General features: G+C 37.2%; 18 protein-coding genes and 1 riboswitch. Of the genes, 7 read left to right on the forward strand and 11 right to left on the reverse strand.

Annotated features, from left to right (window positions below; all coding sequences use genetic code 11):
• Positions 1-20 precede the first annotated feature (20 nt).
• Positions 21-248 carry a Z-ring formation inhibitor MciZ gene (gene mciZ / locus LQ50_RS26170; RefSeq protein ID WP_084138565.1) on the forward strand — a complete coding sequence of 76 codons (228 nt, stop codon included), beginning with the start codon at positions 21-23 and terminating at the stop codon, positions 246-248.
• On the opposite strand, the gene LQ50_RS00120 is transcribed toward mciZ, so the two are convergent.
• Both LQ50_RS00120 and LQ50_RS00125 read right to left on the reverse strand, forming a co-directional pair.
• Complete coding sequence (locus LQ50_RS00120; RefSeq protein ID WP_034624829.1) at positions 140-1,222, reverse strand: DUF3866 family protein; 1,083 nt, start codon at positions 1,220-1,222, stop codon at positions 140-142. The genes mciZ and LQ50_RS00120 overlap by 109 nt on opposite strands.
• Before the next feature lie 101 nt (positions 1,223-1,323).
• On the reverse strand, positions 1,324-1,839 hold the full coding sequence (locus tag LQ50_RS00125) for a TlpA disulfide reductase family protein (RefSeq protein WP_034624831.1): 516 nt from the start codon (positions 1,837-1,839) through the stop codon (positions 1,324-1,326).
• Positions 1,840-2,026: 187 nt separating this feature from the next.
• Between LQ50_RS00125 and uppP the strand changes: the two genes are divergently transcribed.
• Positions 2,027-2,860 (forward strand): undecaprenyl-diphosphatase UppP, encoded by an 834-nt coding sequence (gene uppP / locus LQ50_RS00130; RefSeq protein WP_034624833.1) that lies wholly within the window; start codon positions 2,027-2,029, stop codon positions 2,858-2,860.
• Positions 2,861-2,917: 57 nt separating this feature from the next.
• Here the strand turns inward: uppP and LQ50_RS00135 are convergent, their stop codons facing one another.
• From LQ50_RS00135 to LQ50_RS00150, 4 genes are all read right to left on the reverse strand, one after another.
• Positions 2,918-3,853 (reverse strand): AEC family transporter, encoded by a 936-nt coding sequence (locus LQ50_RS00135; RefSeq protein WP_034624835.1) that lies wholly within the window; start codon positions 3,851-3,853, stop codon positions 2,918-2,920.
• A gap of 164 nt (positions 3,854-4,017) precedes the next feature.
• Positions 4,018-4,656: an SDR family oxidoreductase gene (locus LQ50_RS00140; RefSeq protein ID WP_034624837.1), complete on the reverse strand. Its 639-nt coding sequence runs from the start codon at positions 4,654-4,656 to the stop codon at positions 4,018-4,020.
• Positions 4,657-4,752: 96 nt separating this feature from the next.
• A complete protein-coding gene (locus LQ50_RS00145) occupies positions 4,753-5,706 on the reverse strand; it encodes a CobW family GTP-binding protein (protein WP_034624838.1) in 954 nt (317 codons plus the stop codon).
• Between the two features lie 123 nt (positions 5,707-5,829).
• The gene (locus LQ50_RS00150; RefSeq protein WP_034624841.1) at positions 5,830-6,393 is read right to left on the reverse strand and encodes a DUF2179 domain-containing protein; all 564 of its coding nucleotides are present in this window, start codon (positions 6,391-6,393) and stop codon (positions 5,830-5,832) included.
• Positions 6,394-6,595: 202 nt separating this feature from the next.
• Between LQ50_RS00150 and LQ50_RS00155 the strand changes: the two genes are divergently transcribed.
• Both LQ50_RS00155 and LQ50_RS00160 read left to right on the forward strand, forming a co-directional pair.
• Positions 6,596-7,636: a permease gene (locus LQ50_RS00155; protein ID WP_034624843.1), complete on the forward strand. Its 1,041-nt coding sequence runs from the start codon at positions 6,596-6,598 to the stop codon at positions 7,634-7,636.
• A 16-nt stretch (positions 7,637-7,652) separates the two neighbouring features.
• On the forward strand, positions 7,653-8,612 hold the full coding sequence (locus tag LQ50_RS00160; protein WP_034624844.1) for a TIGR03943 family putative permease subunit: 960 nt from the start codon (positions 7,653-7,655) through the stop codon (positions 8,610-8,612).
• A 78-nt stretch (positions 8,613-8,690) separates the two neighbouring features.
• Here LQ50_RS00160 and LQ50_RS00165 read toward each other — a convergent pair whose 3' ends face one another.
• The 5 genes from LQ50_RS00165 to LQ50_RS00185 all read right to left on the reverse strand — a co-directional run bounded on the left by LQ50_RS00165 (position 8,691) and on the right by LQ50_RS00185 (position 13,463).
• The gene (locus LQ50_RS00165; RefSeq protein ID WP_034624846.1) at positions 8,691-10,307 is read right to left on the reverse strand and encodes a carbon starvation CstA family protein; all 1,617 of its coding nucleotides are present in this window, start codon (positions 10,305-10,307) and stop codon (positions 8,691-8,693) included.
• A complete protein-coding gene (locus LQ50_RS00170; RefSeq protein WP_034624848.1) occupies positions 10,304-10,834 on the reverse strand; it encodes a DUF8052 family protein in 531 nt (176 codons plus the stop codon). The genes LQ50_RS00165 and LQ50_RS00170 overlap by 4 nt, the downstream gene beginning before the upstream one ends.
• Positions 10,835-11,126: 292 nt before the next feature.
• Positions 11,127-12,080 (reverse strand): carbohydrate kinase family protein, encoded by a 954-nt coding sequence (locus tag LQ50_RS00175; RefSeq protein WP_034624850.1) that lies wholly within the window; start codon positions 12,078-12,080, stop codon positions 11,127-11,129.
• Entirely contained in the window at positions 12,081-12,929 is an 849-nt protein-coding gene (gene licT, locus LQ50_RS00180; protein WP_034624852.1) for a BglG family transcription antiterminator LicT, read from the reverse strand.
• Between the two features lie 21 nt (positions 12,930-12,950).
• On the reverse strand, positions 12,951-13,463 hold the full coding sequence (locus LQ50_RS00185; RefSeq protein WP_034624854.1) for a PTS sugar transporter subunit IIA: 513 nt from the start codon (positions 13,461-13,463) through the stop codon (positions 12,951-12,953).
• A gap of 323 nt (positions 13,464-13,786) precedes the next feature.
• On the opposite strand from LQ50_RS00185, the gene LQ50_RS24715 reads away from it, so the two are divergent.
• From LQ50_RS24715 to LQ50_RS00190, 3 genes are all read left to right on the forward strand, one after another.
• Positions 13,787-13,882, forward strand: a complete 96-nt coding sequence (locus LQ50_RS24715) for a YjcZ family sporulation protein (protein ID WP_084138567.1) — start codon at positions 13,787-13,789, stop codon at positions 13,880-13,882.
• 294 nt (positions 13,883-14,176) lie between these two features.
• Entirely contained in the window at positions 14,177-14,326 is a 150-nt protein-coding gene (gene sda / locus LQ50_RS24720; protein WP_084138568.1) for a sporulation histidine kinase inhibitor Sda, read from the forward strand.
• A gap of 390 nt (positions 14,327-14,716) precedes the next feature.
• Positions 14,717-14,818, forward strand: a riboswitch (purine riboswitch).
• A 99-nt stretch (positions 14,819-14,917) separates the two neighbouring features.
• Positions 14,918-15,511, forward strand: coding sequence for a xanthine phosphoribosyltransferase (locus LQ50_RS00190; RefSeq protein WP_034624857.1), 594 nt, complete (start codon positions 14,918-14,920; stop codon positions 15,509-15,511).
• Positions 15,512-15,522 lie beyond the last annotated feature (11 nt).

Below are 15,522 nucleotides of genomic sequence, written 5' to 3' on the forward strand. Positions count from 1 at the left end.
ACTCGAAAGGACGAGCCTAGATGAAAGTGTACATTCATAACAAAGGTGTCATTATGGCTGGAAAAGCATGGGAGATTCAAGCAAAATTAAAACAAATGCAGAACTCCTTTGATACATTGGAACAATGGATTGATACTGTTCATTCCTCTAACTCTAAACCTACTCTGAGCGCTTCAGCAACTGCGCAGAAAAAAACTGGATCATCTTCATATTTACGTCCCATTGTCAGAATGGGCAAGGTAGAATGATTTACAACTTGCTCCACTAGTAATGAAACAAGATCCTCTTTTGCATGATACACATGGTGATTGGTTTGAAAAGGCTGATATGATTCTAGTTGTTCACAAACTTTCTGACGCTCATAAGTGTTTAGATAAGGTAGTGGCAAGATTGCAGGCTTAAATGTAAATTCACATAATGGTGTTAATGTATGATGGCTAATGCCACTGTGACGTGATCGCTCATCAGCAAACGACAATCTAGGAATCCAGATAGGGGTCCCGTTTAGGGCACTCACCGTATGAGACCAATGTGATAAAGCCATTCCCGTAAAACCATATCGCGTTCCTGTTCCAACGACCCCTGGTCCAACTGATATTAAAATGATCTCTGCCTTCAGTACTTGCTTAGCGAATTGCAAAGCTGAGGCAACCGTAATCGCTTCATACTGAGCACCAAATGCTTGACCAACACTAATTGAATAAAAGTGTTCTTGCTCTTTCAGATGCCGTAATTGGTCGCTCATCATTAAAGGTAACGAGGCTTGATCATCAAAAACAACACAGCATTTAACTCCAGGGGTCATTCGTTGTGATGCATAATAAAACAAAGGGACCATACTATGTAATTCTGCCAGCCAAACAGGACTTCCCTCTAAGGTAAAGGGTTTCTTAAAAAATGGATGAAAATCACTTTCTTGCGCTTCAACAGCTGCAACACTATGTTGAATAGGCGTATAACGAGCTTTCATGATATGGCCTTTCCCATCATTTGAGTGCCACTGTTCGTTATTTAGGTGGGACCTGACAATATCCCACCCACCAGTCCCTAACCTTAAGTCAGTTGCTGTTGTATTAATAAGAATCTGACTTCCGACCTCTGCTCGTGCTGTGAATGACTTATATAAAATCGCTTTTTTGCTTCCATTATCTGTGATTAATTTTTGAATGGACTGATCTTCAAAACAAATATCCAGAACTTTCGCTTTTAATTCTTTATACATACGCTCACGCCTTACTAGTGGCTTATTAGGTTAAACAAACTACCTTTCATTAGTGTTGCCAAAAAAACGATTGGATATAGTCATAAGATGAGGTGGCTCCTCTACAACATAGGGATAATCAAAGATTCAAGCCCTTCATAATCGACTTCACCACGAATGACATGTTTTATCACACCTTCTCTATCTATTATATATGTCATAGGCATGGCAAATATTTTATAGCGATCGGCAACTTCACCATCTACATCAAAGAAAACAGGTAATGTGATTCCAACTTCATCAATAAAATCTGGGGCATCCTGTAATGTCCGTTCTGTTTTTTGCATGTTCACCGTTACAACATGTAAGCCTTGCTCCTCATAATCAGCCTGTAAATCCATTAAATCAGGCATCTCATCACGGCAAGGTTCACACCATGAAGCCCACATATTTAAAATGATCACATCATCTCGATAATCCCATAATTCACCTTGGGCTTGCGTGTGCATGGGAAGTGAGAAATTCTCGGCAATCATACCGGGTTCATTACCAATTTCCTGACGCTCTTGAAAAAAGACGATTCCAATAATCAAGAGGGCTACTAGACTTAATACAGCAATCGTAACTCTACGTTTCATTTATTCGTCTCCCCTATACCATCGTTACTTTCTACTTCGTATTATAGAGAGGTACTTCTTGAAAACGCAAGTAAAGGAGCTATAAATAAAAACTTGTCATGTACAAAATGAATCTTCCCTGAAAATGATAAGTTTGTTAGAATAATAAGGTTAGCGGCTCACATATTAGAAAGGACGGATTGAATTCATGTCAATTATTGAGGCTTTAATATTTGGAATTGTTCAAGGCATTACAGAGTTTTTACCAATTTCTAGTACTGCACATATCGTCATAACACAACTATTATTAGGGTATCAATTCCCAGGATTTGGGTTTGAAATATACCTTCATTTTGCTTCAATTCTTGCTGTTATGATTTATTTTCGAAAAGACATTATGGTTGTTATATTTGGATTCATCGGTTACGTGATCAACCGTTCAAAAGACAACCGGACACAATTCCTCTTTGGAATCTACATCATTGTTGCAACGCTTATAACAGGGGTACTTGGACTAGTGCTTGAGGATTTTATTGGGGCTTCCATGAAAACTCCGCCTTTTATTGCCATCGCTTTAGCTGTAACGGGACTTTTCCTTATTATTATTGAACGATTCGTTCGATATGGCGACCGTACAGAAGAACAGATGACATTCAAAGATTCCATTTTTGTAGGGCTTGGCCAAACGCTAGCCGTGTTCCCAGGCATTTCTCGTTCTGGTGCAACACTTGTTACGGCTTTATTTGCTGGATTAAATCGCGATACAGCTGTTCGTTATTCCTTCTTACTATCTATTCCTGTCATTCTTGGGTCAAGTGTTTTAGCAATCGGAGACTTTACTGACGGAGCGATGGTTGCAGAAGTGGGAATTCCTGCATTAGTTGTTTCTTTTATTGCTACTTTCATTTTTTCTTGGCTTGGAATTGTTTGGCTAATTGACTTCTTAAAGAAAAGCAAACTTATTTACTTTGCGATATATTGCTTTGTAGCAGCAATCTTTGTTTATTTCTTCCTAGACAACAGCATGATTATTGAATTATAAAAAGCCGCAAATGCGGCTTTTTTGACGATGTGAAACAGGACCAGCTCTAGTAGTACTTTATCGAACAAACAAAATTAAAGCGTAAAAAAGTGGAATGGTCAGCACACATAAAATGGTTGTTGTTGCCACTGTAAACGTAGCAAACTCTACATCACCACTATACTTCTGAGCAAACATGGGTACAGTTGGCGCAGTTGGAGTGGCCGTTACTAGGATTGCAACTCCCATCACCGTTGTGGAAACAGGAAACCATAAAAAAGGAATTAAAAAAAGTGGGAGCAGCAGTAACTTTGCTCCTGTAGCATACCAAATGTAGCGGTTTTTTATTAATTGTTTAAACTGCTTCCCACCTATCCTGGCTAATAAACTACCAATTAATATCATAGATAGTGGCAATGTCATTGTCCCTATATCTTCAAGAACTCCTCCAAGTATAGAGGGTAAACGAACAGGAAGAACCATCACAAGGAATCCGATTGATGTAGCAATGACACCTGGATTAAGTATAATCTGTCTCCACGAGATCTTCTGCCCAGCTCTTGCGACAACGTACACAACATACGTCCAGACATAAAACAAGAAAAAAATCATAAAAAAAGCTGTATACAAAACACCGATTTCGCCAAACAACAAAAAAGCAATGGCATATCCGATAAACCCTTGGTTCCCAAAAATGATTGCTGCTTCATAGACCCCTTTTCTATTTTCAGGTAACGATGCTCTTTTTCTTAAACAATAACCTGTTAACGTTGTACAGAGTAAAGCAAAAACAGACAGACCTACTAACCACGATATATCCAGCGCCAAATCAACCGACATCTTAATGTCCATTGAATAAATAATGAGACAAGGTAGAGTAATATATAAAACGACTTGGGTTAAGACAAAATTAGACTCTTTCGGTAAAATATTCGTCTTTCTCATCACAAATCCTATTAGCCCAATCATTAATAAAACAAACATCTCTTGAGCTAATCCCAATATAGCGCTCATCTTATTCCCCCTACACCTTGAATCAAGTTTCAGATTTAAATATCAATAAACGGTCACATTGAATTATATCACGATTCTATAAAATGTATGAAAAAAAAGGGGTGTATCAAAAGGGTACAGTTTAGGGCTGAATTTGACCTTTTGATACACTCCCTTCAATTTTCCTATAATTGCTCTAATGCTTGTTGGATAGGTGTATCGCCATTTAATATTTCAAACGTTTTTCCATAAGAAGTATGTAAGTCCACAGTCTTTGCAAGGACGATTGCTACATCTTCTCTTGTTATTGTATTATCACGAACTTGAATTTCTTCTTCTAGTTTGATGTCCATCTTGGCTGGTTCATTTGTTAAACTGCCTGGACGAACGATCGTATAGTCTAAACTAGAACGCTTCAGATGGTCATCAGCTAACTTCTTTGCAACTAGATAATGACGAATTCGCTCACTTTTATCAGGATCGACCGTCCCCATAGAACTTAGCATGACAAAACGTTTGACCCCTAGTCGCTCTGCTGTATCGATTGCCTTTATTGCCCCCCAAAGATCAACTAAGATTGTTTTATCTGCCCCAGTATGTCCTCCCGATCCAGCAGCAAAAATCACTGCTTCAATCCCATTAAATGCGTGATCAAAGTTAGATTCTAAATCAGCTACTACTGTTTCTTTTGCTCCATGTTCTTTTGCAACTGTCTCTTGTTTAGCATGACGAAGCATTGCAACGGGAGTATGCCCAGCCTCTTTCAGCTTTGTTAATGTTTGACGTGCAACCTGACCGTTAGCACCTATAACTAACACTCTCACTATAGAACACTCCTTTTTCGAGGGACTTAAAAGGGTACATAAGATCCCTTCTTTTGGTGATGATAATGACAAGTTTGAAGCAAACCGAAACTAGAATCAAATGATTTGTCTTACATACTCATTTAATGACTGACGAATTTGCTCCAGATCCAAGCTTGTACCTATTAAAATAACACATGTTTTCTTTGCTGATTTAATAGGCTGAATGTCAAGTCGATTCGCCGCATATTGAAATGAAAAAACTTGCTGTTCACCTTCAAACACAATATAGCCTTTTGCCCTTAGCAGATTCGGACCTTGCTCTTTCAACCATTTTTCAAACTCTTTTTGACCAATTACCTCGACCCCCTCAAGTTTGATCGCCTGAAACGGATGCGAATGATCGTGGTGTTTATGATGGCTTGAATAATCAGTAACTGGAACCGTCTTTGTTAAAAAGCGTTTTTCAAACAATGTATCCATCGGGGCATCTCCATATTGAGAAAAGACCATTTCAGTATTAGCCATTTTAAGTTCTTCTAATTTCGAAGTTACTTTATTTAGTTTTTTCTTATCAATAAGATCGGTTTTATTTACAACTAATAAGGTACTTGAAACAATTTGTTGTTTCAGCATCATTCTAATTTCTTTTGAACTTTGGAATAAGCTTTGATATTCCAAATAGCGGCTAGCATCTACCATTCCAATAATCGTTTGGATGTTTACTTGATCAATTAAATCCGGGTGGGTAAGAGACTCAACGACCTCTGCAGGATTAGCAATGCCCGTTCCTTCAATTAATAAAGCATCAATATCTTTATTTAGTTTGAGAAATTGAGTCAACTCAATTCTCATATCATCTTGGATGGTACAACAAATGCAACCATTGAGGAGCTCAATCATTGCATCACCTTCAAATAGTTCCTTTTCCACATTTTCAGAACCGAGTTCATTCATTATTAATGCAGGTTCCTTACCTTGATCTTTAATCTCTTGTACCATTTTCTTTAAAACAGTCGTCTTCCCGCTTCCTAAAAAGCCGGTCAATATATAAACAGGAATTCGGCTCATCATATGTCACTCCTTTTAGTTTAAAAATAGCATACAATTCACACAGTTACAAATAGGAAACGTTCTTATTTAAATAAAATAGAAAAAACGACTACACTCATCCTGTAGTCGTTCCTGAACATATTACAGCGTAGCATTGCTTTTTTCTTTGCTTTTCAAGAATTTCTCTTTTCTTTTTTTCATCGCTTTTGTAATATAACCACCTTTAAAGTTACGAGGTTCATAGGACACAATAAACGCACTTGGTTCATAGGAACTGACAATTTGTATAAACTCCTGTTCACGATCTCTTCGTGCGGTACAATCTAAACGATAACGCTTAGCTTCATTCATCCCTTCCACTTCTCCAGTCGACACACTAAATCCTACTTCACGAAGTCGATTGGTTAGGGCTTCATTTTTATTCATTAAATTCACTTCAATTGAAACATAACCTATTGCTAATTTCTGCTCTATAATTTGACCAATATATAAACCAACACCAAATCCAATGGCATAAGCAGCCATATTTAAGTAGTTAGATAAATCACTAAAGACAATGGCAATTGCCCCTACATAAATCACTCCTTCAAGAGTCCCTAAAGCAGATGCCTTTCCTTTCATGCCTTTTACCATCGTGATCGTACGAAGTGTTAAGACAGGAACATAAATTAATTGTGCAACAAAGATAATTAACGCTTGAAGCATATATGCCACCTACTTTCTAACTATGATAACTATCGTAGTGTAACAGGAAATTTCCTTATAAGCTACCATAATTTCAAAACGATTTTTTTGTAATTTTGTCAAACATTTCATCATTTTTACAAAACGAGTTTCACACTTCATTCACTCAATCTATGGTAAAATAGCGAAAGAACTTTCATAGAGTAAAATAAGGAGACTTTGGATGAATAAATTTAAACATTTTTTCCTCTCTTTTGGAAAAGACTTTTTAGGGTTTTTACTACTTTTGATATTCTTAATTCTGTTTTTTAATATTGAATCGTTCAAAGCTGAACGTGCTGGTTTTACTGTTCCCGATTCATGGTTAAATGTAAACACGATTTTCCTTGGAATAGTAATTGAAGCTGTTCCTTTTATTTTACTTGGCGTTTTTGTCTCAGCACTCATTCAAATCTATGTAAAAGAAGACCTCATTCATCGATATTTACCGAAAAATGCATATGCAGCACTTTTACCTGCTGCCGTTTTAGGTGCCATTTTTCCAATTTGTGAATGCGCAATTGTTCCCATTGTTCGTAGACTAATTAAGAAGGGCATGCCTTTACACGTCGGTGTTGTCTTTTTAGTTGCTGCCCCTATTTTAAATCCGGTCGTTGCAGCTTCCACCTTCTTTGCTTTTCGAACCGATCTAACCGTGCTCTATGCACGAATGGGACTGGCTTTTGTTCTTTCAATTATTATTGGAGGGATATTATACGTTGTCTTCAAAAATCGTGATCAATTAAAATGGACAAAAGAAGAACTTGTTGGACGTCAAGTCGTTTTAGAAACAGGAGCAACTGCACCAAGAAAGATGAATCGCTTCAAACAAACGTTATATCACGCTGCAGATGAATTTTTCTTAATGGGGAAATTTCTTATTTTAGGCGCTTTTATCGCCGCCCTTTTCCAAACTTTTCTTGATCGTAGCCTTTTACAAGCCATTGGAAGCAATGAGTACAGTTCCACTGCTGTGATGATGGCTTTTGCTTTTCTTCTATCATTATGTTCTGAAGCAGACGCATTCGTTGCTGCATCATTTGGAAATACCTTTACAACAGGGTCTCTTATTGCCTTTTTAGTATATGGTCCGATGATCGATTTAAAAAATACAATTATGTTATTTGCTTTCTTTAAAGCGAAATTTGTATTCGTCTTTATTGGAGTTGTTACAGCGATTGTCTTTATTGCGGTTGTTGCCCTGCAACTACTTGCCATTATTTAAAGAAAGGAGTAGTCATATGGAGAAGAAATCAGACTTAGGTTTCCATGCTTACATCCGTGGCATTATTCTAATTGGCTTCGCACTACTCATGCTCGCCTTTATCATTACAGGTAATATCGTCTATTATATTGCCCCAACGATGATGCCATTTATTTATTTTGCAACAGCCGTTTTCTTAATTCTTGGAGTCATTCAAATCATTCGAAGTACGAGCAAAGGTCAGGAGGAAGAGGAACTATGTGATTGTGGAACTGACCACAATGTAACAGGTTCGCCAGTCACTAAGTTAGTAATTTATTCCATCTTTGTTGCACCAATTATTCTCGGTTTTGTTCTTCCTGATAAACTACTAGATAGTTCCGTTGCTGCTAACCGTGGCATTCAATATGGTTCAGGGATCTTAGCTGATCAAGCAAATGCTGAGCAACAAAAAGAGGAATCCACATCTCGAGCAGAAGCCTATCTAAATGATCCAGATGCATATCTTGATCAACTTGAATCAGGTTCTGAGCTTTCGGATGAAGATCATATAACTGCTGATGAGTATTACACTCAAGAAGGTTTTAATCAATATTATGAGGAACTAGCAGAAGAGGTCCTTCAAGAAGGTCAAATCATTGTGACTGAAGAGAATTACTTAGACATGATGACGATGTTAGATCTTCAACTAGACCAATTTATCGGAAAACCAATTGAAATTGTAGGATTTGTTTATCGTGAGCCTGAGTTTGAAGACAATCAGCTTGTCGTTGCTCGCTTCGGAATGACATGCTGTGTGGCAGATGCTTCTGTATACGGAACGATGGTTGAAGCAAATGAAGCAAGTCAATTTGAAAATGATACTTGGGTTCGAGTGACAGGAATTTTAGATCAGACAGAGTTCAATGATTTTCGTATTCCTCTCATTCAACTACGTGAAATTGAAGTCATTGATCAACCTGAAAGCCCATATGTTTTTCCTCGCTTTAGCTTTTAGTAAAAAAGAACGGCTGCCTATAATGGCAACCGTTCTTTTTTGGGGTTATAACATGTAACCTAGACCCTTTTTCAAGATTTACATTTTTACTGTTCGATCTGATTTATCATCGGCCAGCGATCTCCAGCCTTCAATAGCAAGAAAAACACATAGAATAAATAATACAAAAGCTGAGAAAAATAAGAAATAATTACTAGCCATAAAATTGTTATACATTAATACACCAAGTGCTGAAATCGTAACGATAAACATAAATATCATTGGAATCACAACATAAAATGTTCTGGCCCCTGTTTTCTTCAGCCAGACTACAACAGCTAGTAATGCTAACGCTCCAAGCATTTGATTAGCCGAGCCAAACAATGGCCAAATCTGTTCCCACGTACCTGTTAATGCAAGTGCTGCAGCCCCTATTAATCCTGTAGTTGTTGCCACATGGGAGTTTTGGAACATCTTTGGTGCGCGGTTTTCAGAGATCTCTTGAACGGCATATCTCATCAAGCGAGTTGCTGAATCAAGCGTCGTTAATAAAAATGCTGAAGCCGTTAATGCTGCAAATGTCACAGCTGTTGCTTCTGGAATGCCCCAAAATGACATAAAATAGCCAATCCCAGCTGCAAATGTTCCAATAGGACCCCCAAGGGCATCTAATCTCGCCGCAAAGTCTGCTTGTGTTAAATACGCCACGGAACCAATTGTAATGATCGCCATAAATGCCTCAAGTAACATTGCTCCATAGGCGATAAACTTTCCATTCTTTTCATTATCTAATTGCTTTGCTGTCGTACCTGAGGAAACAAGTGAGTGGAATCCTGAAATTGCCCCACAAGCAATAGTAATAAATAGAATAGGAAATAAAAAGCCCATCGTTTCATGTCTAAAACCAGTATAGGCTGGCAGTTGCATCGCCGGTGAAGCAATTAATATCCCGATAACTGCTCCTATTATGAGCCCATATAACAAAAACGCATTCAAATAATCTCGCGGTTGCAGTAAGAGCCATACTGGCATAACAGAGGCAACATATGCATATCCAAGAAGGATTAGAGACCACGTGGATGCACTTAAGTGAATCGGAAATTGAATTCCAATCCAAATGGATATAAGCATAGCCGCAACCCCTAATATACTTGCCACAGCTAGATTCATTCGTAATTGGTTGACTAAGAAGCCAAAAATAATAGCAACACCTAAAAATAAGATCGATGCGGTCGCAGCTTCAGGAACCGCAACAAATGTATTCGCTACTAATATCATGAATACACCAACAATCAAGATTAGTGTGGCAATAGAAAAAGATAAGAATAAGATCTGGCCTCGACCGCCCATATACTCTTTGATAACGCTTCCAATTGATTGTGCTTTATGACGAATTGATGCTTGTAAAGAGGTATAATCGTGCACTCCGCCTACAAAGATACTTCCTACTATAATCCATATAACCGCTGGCAACCACCCAAATACCACGGCAGCAATCGGTCCGGTAATTGGTCCTCCACCCGCAATTGTTGCAAAGTGATGACCTAATAAGACTGGTTTTTTTGCAGGAACGTATTCAACTCCATCATTGACTTCAACAGCTGGCGTCGTTCTGCTCGGATCTACTTTTAATTCTTTCTCAAGAAACCTTCCATAAATTCGGTAAGCTAATAAAAGGATCACTCCACATATCATCATTAATGTTATAAAGTTCATGATCTTTCGTCCCCCTTCATTAAAGCTTCTTCAAATGTTTTAACAAACTCTTTTCCCTTTCGATTTACGTAAACACGTTTATCTTTCATGCTAACAATCGCAAGATACCGATCAGCCCATCCATGCCAACCAAACTTTAGAAATCGAAGCTTTCTAGCTCGTTGTACATAACGTTTCAGCTCCTCTCCAATAGAGTCATTTGTGACGATCACACCGATAAAGTACGTTGACATATGCTCTTGTTTTTCAGGGACAAACGACGGAATACGAGAATCTAAAACGTTAGCAAAAAGTTGGAGCTTTTCCTTTGACAGGTTGTCTGCTTGTTTAACGAACGCATACTGCTGTGTTTCAACACTCCATACCTTTACAGATTTAGACATTAGATATTTTTCATCGCGTCTTTGAAACTCAGCATAGAAATCCAACGGCATATCGCCAATAGTTTCACCTCGATATACATTGAACTGAACCGTATATTGATTAGCCATTTGATTAATAAATTTCTCTACTTGTGTTTCAGTCATGTACAACCACCTTGCTTTCTTCATCCATGTTCGAAAATCTCCGTTTTTTCAAAGTGAGTTACTTCATAAATAATCAAGTAGTTATGAACTCTTCATTCCCACCTCCTTAATCAACCATATTCTCTTGTCAAGTGTTTTAGTAGGAATATTCACACAATTCTTTAAACTAATTTTATTATAACGAAATGGTAAGATTATACAAGCGCTTTGCATTAGTTTTCTCTAAATCTAACAAACGAAAAAAGGATACTAAAACAGGTGGTTTTCCCTTTTTAGTATCCTTTAAGCTCTTCTATGATTGCTTTTTCGTTAAATATTCTTTTACTTCGGCCATTGAAGGTAATGCGGTCATAGCTCCACGGGTTGATGCTGCCAACGCTCCTGAAACGGATGCAAACGTTAAGATTTCCTTCCATCGTTCAGTTGAAATTTGCAGTACATCTCCTTCTTCTTCATTCAAGTTATAAAGAACACCTGAGACAAATGCATCACCTGCACCTGTCGTATCAATCGTCTCTACTTTCATAGCTGGAATATGGATTGTATCTCCATTCACATGAACATAACTTCCTTCTGCACCAAATGTAACAATAAGGGCTGGAATGTGATAAGATGACAACTTTGAAATTCCTTTTTCAAGCTCTTTTTCCCCTGTTAAAAATTCCAGCTCTTCTTCAGAAATTTTGACTACATCAGCTTCGGCAAACATGGATAGAATTGTTTCTCTTGCTTGCTTTGCACCAGACCATAAGCTCAGTCGGAGATTAGGATCATAAGAAATCAATAGACCGCTTTCTTTCGCCCGTTTCACTGCCTCTACCGTTGCTGTTTTACTTGGTTCACTAATCATTGAAATCGAACCGAAGTGTAACACTTTGTTTTGTGAAAATATTGATTCATTTAAGTCATTCGTTGTTAAAAAACGATCGGCACTTGGATCGATATAAAAACTGAAATTACGCTCACCGTTCTTGTCTAATGTAACGAACACGACACCTGTTCGAGCCTCGTCCGTTAGCGTCATATTTGTAATATCCACTCCATGTTGCTCTAACGTCTCTTGCATAAATTTTCCTAAGACATCATTTCCCACTTTTCCCAAAAAACTCGACTTCGCCCCAAGCTTTGATACAGCCACTGCCACATTGGCAGGGGCTCCACCTGGACTTTTTTGATATGAAATATTCTCTTGATCAAGGGGAATAAAATCAATTAACGCTTCTCCTAAACAAATAATTCCTTTCACTTATGACACCTCATCACTTTTATTACGTTCGATTCGTTGAATGTGTAATGTTAAATAGACAAGTTCAGAAGGAGGTAGTTCGTACTGATGTGCTTCTGATAAATAACGTCCTAACTCTGTAGCTGTATGATAAGCAGACTTATGCTTTTCTTTCACTAATTTATGCATATCGGAATCGACATCATCAAAAGGTTGTCCTTCGGATACTCTTCTGAGTGCGAAATTCAAATGAGTTAATAGCCGCTGATATGATATAGAATCTTCATCTACTTTTACATGAAGGAGCTGTTCAATCTTTTCAATTAACTCATTCAGAACAACTGTTGTGCTTATCGTTTCATCCATTGTCAGTGCATTCATTTTAGCTGTATGAAGGTGTAGAGCAATATGGCCCGCCTCATCCTGTGGTAAACGTACAGCAAGCCTCTGGTCAATCAACTGAAGAGCCCAAAGACCAACTTCATACTCTGCAGAATATAAAACGCGAATTTCATTTAACAATTTGTTTTTTAATTGAAACCCTTGTTTAATCCTCTCAATAGCGAACGACACGTGATCAGTTAATGCAACATGTACATGTTCGTTTAATTTTGTATTTAGTTCCTTCTCCGCATAAGTGATAATTTCTTCTGCTATGGCAATGTGTGCTTCCGGTAGTTGATCAATAATTTGAGTGAACTTTTCATATTCATGTTTATCCTTCATAACAAAGACCTTCTCAATCTTATCAGAACTGATTATGTCATTTTTCCTTTTACCAAAAGCTATACCTGAACCCATAACAATGATTTCTTCTTCTCCTTCTTTTACCACAACAACATTGTTATTTAGCACCCTATTAATCCTCATTTGTACGAACTCCCCACATCATTACAGTTTCAGCGTTAAAAGAGGCGTTTCTCCTGCCACTGTCTCTGTTGCTGTTGCTTTTTCTAGGCTAGCCACTGCTTCCATATTAGTAATAACAACTGGTGTGATGGTACTTGTTGCTTTCTCAGTAATAAGGTTTAAGTCAAACTCTACTAATGTATCACCAACATTAACTTTATCTCCTTCTTTTACATGTGCAGTAAATCCTTCGCCATTCATATTAACGGTTTCAAGACCAATATGTAATAAAAGTTCAATCCCGCCTTTTGTCTTTAACCCAATAGCATGCTTCGTTGGAAATACTTGTACAATCTCTCCAGCTACCGGTGCCACTGCCTTGCCCTCTGTTGGTTCAATAGCAACACCATCTCCCATCATTTTTTGAGCAAACATCGGATCTGGTACTTCTTCAATCGAAATAAGTTTTCCAGTAATTGGGGCAATGATGACCTCTTGTTGTGGTTGAACAGGCTCTGCATCTTTTTTTCCAATTCCAAATAATTTCTTTAACATTTTTTATTCTCCTTTATAATAGCTTTCGTTTAAAATAAAAAAAGACTTAAAAAACATAGAGATACCCTAACTAAGGACCCCTATAACTTTTTAAGTCTTGCCTGACAATCTCAGTAACAATCTTTACATATTCTTTTTCTCACCTATTTTATTATGACATAATTATGGTTGTCAATCAAAGAAAATTATAGAAGGTATACATACTTTACCCTTATCGATAACGAATCAAACAAAAAATATTTCGTTAATCTATGTTCTCTCCGCGTATACCTATACTCATCGTTATCTCTTTTCATATGATGTGATGAACAGGAAGAAAGGAGATGACAATTATGGGTTACGGAAATTACGGAGGATTCACATTAATTGTAGTTTTATTCATTCTACTAGTGATCGTTGGATCTGCTTACGTTTGCTAATTTGATATAAGAGTACCTCTCTCTGAGGGTGATGAAAAGGGGTTTCCCTTTTCAGTGGCTTCCTCACTTAGCTATAATGTCTTATTAAGTTAAGTGAGCTAGAGAGAGGCATCTCCCAATCATCCATATGAGTCTATAGACCTATATAATTCGACATTGTTATGATGAACTATTACATAAGGAAAATTTTGTATGTTAAAAATTCCGACAAAGTAACTATTAAATCCTTTATAACTAGGGTAATATGACTTATAGACAAAGTAAAAAAAATCAAATAGCAAAGGAAGGTATTACATGTTGACGCTATTAGAAGATCAGATCATTCTTGAAGCCTATAAACAATCTGTAAGTTTACAATTAGATGAAGAATTTATCTCATTATTAAAAGATGAATTAATCAAACGAGGCTTATTAAAGGACGTTCAATCAAATACTATCCTTTAGTAATATTACTCTTTAAAATGCTGAGGTGATTTTTGTGCTTAACAATATTCTACGTTTTTTCAGAAAGAAGTCTTGCTATTTTTGCAAGGAAACCACTCCATTCATGCGAAAATATCAAAAAAATTCGACCGACTTAATCTATGTATGTGAGAAATGTCTAGAATATGCCGAACGCCGTGCTTTTACAAAGCTACACTAATTACCTACCCTGGCACTTTTCTCCTCCCTCACTACAAGCATTTCTATCTACTTTTCTTTACATTTATTTCTTCCCCTTCCTTATTTCGCCCATCAAACGAACGAATCTCCAGAAAACAACATGTTTATTCGTATATTATCAAAAAAACTCTTTCAATTTTTATTCATTTCATCTATACTTACCCGTAGACACAAACAATCAAATAAAAAACTCGTATAAAATTGGGGATATGGCCCAAAAGTTTCTACCAGGCTGCCGTAAATGGCTTGACTACGAGTGCAAAGATATGTCGTTTTCTATCCATTAAATAAGACGGATATCAAGGTCACTCGTTTTTCAACAGATGCCTTGGTATCCGTTTTTTTATTTGAATTTTTAGGGAGTTGAATTAGTTGGAAAAATTAAAACAAGCGATACGCGAAAGAGGAAACGTTCTCTCATCCGAGGTACTAAAAGTCGATACATTCTTAAATCATCAAGTAGATGTTAATCTAATGGCCGCTGTAGGTGAGGAGTTTGCCCGTTTGTTTAAAAAAGATGGAATTACAAAAGTTTTAACCATTGAATCATCAGGGATCGCGCCTAGTTTTATGGCTGCTTCAAGTCTTAATACGCCATTGATCTTTGCACGAAAGAAAAAATCACTAACTATGAATGAGAATGTATATAATAGCCAAGTTTATTCTTTTACTAAAAGAGAGACAAATGACATTACTGTATCAAAAGACTTCATCAATGCAAATGACACAGTTTTGATCATCGATGATTTTCTAGCAAATGGGCAAGCTGCATTAGGGCTTATTGACATTGTCGAACAAGCAGGTGCAAAAGTGGCTGGTCTGGGCATTGTGATTGAAAAGTCATTTCAAGACGGTCGAAAAAAATTAGAAAAAGATGGCTATCGTGTAGAATCACTAGCAAGAATTCATGAATTAAAAGCTGGACATGTTACATTCGTTGACGAGCTTGTTACAAACAACAACTAAGGAGCTGACAC

The sequence above is a fragment of the Halalkalibacter okhensis genome, from assembly GCF_000787375.1.
In the GTDB taxonomy this organism is placed as follows: Bacteria; Bacillota; Bacilli; order Bacillales; family Bacillaceae_D; genus Halalkalibacter; species Halalkalibacter okhensis.